This window comes from Brachybacterium sp. (genome assembly GCF_052095815.1).
Classification (GTDB): Bacteria; Actinomycetota; Actinomycetes; order Actinomycetales; family Dermabacteraceae; genus Brachybacterium.
Genome location: NZ_JBQDLF010000095.1, coordinates 1 through 3,677 on the forward strand (window position 1 = coordinate 1; position 3,677 = coordinate 3,677).

General features: G+C 70.5%; 4 protein-coding genes. 2 read left to right on the forward strand and 2 right to left on the reverse strand.

Annotated elements, in window-relative coordinates; all coding sequences use genetic code 11:
- Positions 1-193: 193 nt before the first annotated feature.
- Together ACTH43_RS18420 and ACTH43_RS18425 are read right to left on the reverse strand one after the other, a co-directional pair.
- A complete protein-coding gene (locus ACTH43_RS18420; protein WP_441446334.1) occupies positions 194-1,339 on the reverse strand; it encodes a 50S ribosomal protein L11 methyltransferase in 1,146 nt (381 codons plus the stop codon).
- Positions 1,340-1,494: 155 nt separating this feature from the next.
- Positions 1,495-2,025, reverse strand: a complete 531-nt coding sequence (locus tag ACTH43_RS18425) for a MarR family winged helix-turn-helix transcriptional regulator (protein ID WP_441446335.1) — start codon at positions 2,023-2,025, stop codon at positions 1,495-1,497.
- A gap of 52 nt (positions 2,026-2,077) precedes the next feature.
- Here ACTH43_RS18425 and idi point away from each other — a divergent pair, with 52 nt between their 5' ends.
- Both idi and ACTH43_RS18435 read left to right on the forward strand, forming a co-directional pair.
- Positions 2,078-2,677, forward strand: coding sequence for an isopentenyl-diphosphate Delta-isomerase (idi, locus tag ACTH43_RS18430; RefSeq protein WP_441446336.1), 600 nt, complete (start codon positions 2,078-2,080; stop codon positions 2,675-2,677).
- Positions 2,674-3,677: polyprenyl synthetase family protein (locus tag ACTH43_RS18435; RefSeq protein WP_441446337.1), on the forward strand; the 1,004-nt coding region annotated here is incomplete at its 3' end. The genes idi and ACTH43_RS18435, both read left to right, overlap by 4 nt.

The following is a 3,677-nucleotide window of genomic DNA, read 5'->3' on the forward strand; positions in this document are numbered from 1 at the left end:
CTGGCCGTTCCTTGTTCCCGTTGTCCGGGGCACGAGGAAGAACATTACGGGCCTGACGCACCCCCGTCAAGCCAGAACGACCATTTCCGAAGTGGCCTCGACCACACCGACTTTCTGCGCATCTGTCGAGGTCAGCGCCTGGCTACTTGACGGTAGGTTTCCGGCCCGCCTGAGCGCCCTCAGGCTTCCCGCCTCAGCCGGCCACCGGATCTGGGTCGGCCACCGGGCGCAGGCGCCACAGGGTCGTGACCTCCTGAGAGCGGGCGGCGTGCAGCAGATCGTGCGGATCCTGAGAGCGGGGGTGACGAGGAGAGGTGGAGACCTTGCCGATGACCTCCAGGCCGGCCGTGTCGATCAGTCTCAGGAGCTCGTCACGACTGCGCAGCTTCAGGTGCTCGGCGAGGTCGGAGAGGATCAGCCACCCCTCCCCTCCGGGTCGCAGATGGGCGCTGAGGCCGTCGAGCACTCCTCGGAGCATGCTCGAGTCCTCGTCATAGATCCCCAGCTCGAGGGCCGAGGTCGCCGTCCCGGGGAGCCAGGGCGGATTGCAGACCACCAGGTCCGCCTGCCCGGGCGGGAACAGGTTCGCTTCGAGCACCTCGACGCGGTCCTCGAGGCCCAGGCGCTGGATGTTCTCCCGGGCGTTGTCGACTGCGCGGGGATTGATGTCGGTGGCGACCACACGTGCCGCACCCCGTCGCGCGAGCACTGCTGCCAGCACGCCGGTTCCTGTGCCGAGGTCGAAGGCTTCTGCCCCTCCCTCGACCTCGGGCATGGGTGCCTGCGCCACGAGGTCCACGTACTCCGAGCGCACCGGGGAGAACACGCTGTGGCGGGGATGGATCTGGGCCTCGAGGGCTGAGATCGGCACGCCCTTCTCCTGCCACTGGCGGGCGCTGAGCACTCCGAGCAGCTCCGAGAGGGAGATGAGCATCGGTTCTGTGAGCTCTCCGTATGCCTGCTGGCAGGCCGCGGCGACGTCCGGGGCTCGGCGCAGAGCGAGGCGGTGCCCCGGCTCGAGCATCACCACCACCCCGCCCAGCAGCCTGGCGCGCTCCGCCCGCGCTGCTCGGTGCGCCTGGAACAGTCGTGCGACGTCGAGGTTCTTGGGCAGCGCGCGCCGATCTGCCCGGCGCCCGATGGCTGTGAGCAGCTGGCGGGCGTTGTGGTAGTCACCGCGCCAGAGCAGGCCGGCGCCGGCGCGGATGCTGCGCAGGGCGGCGTTCGCGGTGACAGTGTCGTCGACGATCTCGAGCCGTTCGGGCGGCGGAGCGCCGTTCTCGGAATGCCATCGTGCGGTGCGCGGTGTGCTGTTCTCGGTCCAGCTGATCGTGGACATCGGATGCTCCCTGGACGTCGACGTCACGAGGAACCGGCATCACATCGGTGTCGGAGCACGGGGTGGGTCCTCGCGACGAGGCCCTCTCGTCGGAACCCCAGTATCCCACCTGGCCTCACCGACCCGCCTCGGGTGCCGCCGCAGAGCTCGGACCCTCAGGTCCCGCGCTGCGTCAGCTCCGGCGGTGCCGCTTCGGCGTCGAGCTGCTCCGCCATCGCCTGCAGGAATGCGATGGCGGCCGCCCTCGCCGGGGCCGGCACCTGCTGTGCGATCTCGAGCATCCGCTCGTGCATGTGCCCCAGGCGCTCCCGCACCTGGGAGTGGGCATGGTCCGTCGCGATCACGATCCTCGACCGGCCATCCTCGGGGTGGGGCACGCGCCGCAGGTGACCCGAAGCGGTCAGCCGGTCGATCAGCTTCGAGGTGGACGGGCCGGAGATGCGCAGGTTCGCCGCCAGTCGCAGGGGTGTCACCGGTTCTGCCGAGAGCTCATTGGCGATCACGAATCTCAGGGCAGCGAGATCGGTGGTGTTCATGTCCATTCCCTCGCTCATCCGACGGCGCAGCTCCTGATCCGCCACACGGAAGGCGCGCAAGGCACTGAGGAGGGCGACGGGGGAGTCATTCCCGTCGTACCAGTAGCGGTTGCTCCGCCCCTCGTCGGGGTTCCTTGGCGTGTCGGTCATACGTGGATGCTACAGTGAAATTAGATAGCCCGGCTAACTAGAGGATGGAGGCATGGTGAGCGCACGACAGAGCACCCACCCAGGCACCACCGCACAGGATCAGGCGACCGCAGAGGACCACGTGATCCTCATGGAGGAGGACGGAACTCCTCGAGGGCTGGCTCCGCGCGCCACGGTCCACTCCACCGCCACTCCCCTGCACCTGGCCTTCTCCTGCTATGTGGTGCGGCCCGACGGACGGGTCCTGCTCACCCGGCGCGCACTGACCAAGCGCACCTGGCCGGGGGTATGGACGAACTCCTTCTGCGGCCACCCCCGCCAGGGCGAAACCTTCGCCGAGGCGATCGCGCGGCATGCCATGCACGAGCTGGGCATGGAGGTCGGCCCTCCCCGGGAGGTCCTGCCCGACTTCCGCTACCGGGCCGTGGACGCCTCCGGCATCGTCGAGAACGAGATCTGCCCGGTCTTCGTCGCTGCAGCCGGGAGCGAGCCGGTGCCCCATCCCGCGGAGGTGATGGATCTGCGATGGGTCGACCCCGCGGAGCTCGCCGCTCTCGTGGAGCTGTCGCCGTGGACCCTCAGCCCGTGGACGACAGCCCAGGTCCCGCAGCTCCGCGAGGTCCTGGATCGCCTCCCCGCGAGCACCTCATGATCGAAGCGAACCGCCAGGCCGTCGAGCAGGAGATCCAGCGTCTGCTGAGCCGCGGAGCCGCCAGAGCCGGCACGCTGCCGCTGCCCGATCACCACGACCTCTGGGCCGCCTTCTCCCGCGCCACGGGCGGCGGGAAGCGGTTCAGACCGCACCTGCTGCTGGCGACCCACCAGGCGCTCGGCGGCGCTCGAGAGCCTGCTGCCGTCCAGGCCGCCGCCGCGCTCGAACTGATGCACACGGCCTTCGTGGTGCAGGACGACGTGATCGACGGGGACCAGGTGCGCCGGGGGGCGCCGAGCCTGCCCGGCGGGATCGCCGCCGACGCGCGGCGGCAGGGTGTCGGGCCGTCCGAGGCGCGACGGCTCGGGGAGGCGGCCGGCATCCTCGCGGGCGACCTCGGCCTCATCGCCGCACTGCGCGCGATCGCCTGCTGCGATGCGCCCGCGCCTGTGGTCGACCGTCTGCTGGACCTGTTCGAGAGCACCCTGCACGCCTCAGCCGCCGGCGAGCTCGCCGATGTACGTCTCCAGCTGGGCCCCGCGGAGGGTGCGGTCGTGCTCCGCGAGGCGCTCGCGGTCGCCGAGCTGAAGACGGCGCTGTACTCCTTCCAGCTGCCGCTGCGCGCCGGTGCGATCCTCGCCGACGCCTCCCCCGAGGTGCTCACTGCCCTCGACGAGATCGGCAGCCTGCTCGGCATCGGATTCCAGCTGTTCGACGACCTGCTCGGCATGTTCGGCGACGAGCAGCGCACCGGCAAGAGCGCGCTCGGCGACCTGCGGGAGGGCAAGCGCACCGCGCTGATCGCCCATGCCTCGACCACGGATATCTGGCCCGCGCTGCAGCCCCTGCTGGGCCGCGAGGATCTCGGCGAGGACGAGGCGCGCCGCGCGCGGTCCCTGCTGACCGCCGGTGGCTCCCGCGCCTGGGTCGAGGACCTCGCGAGATGGCACGTGAACAGCGCTGCCGAGGCGGCCATGCGCCACGACCTGCCGCCCGGCCT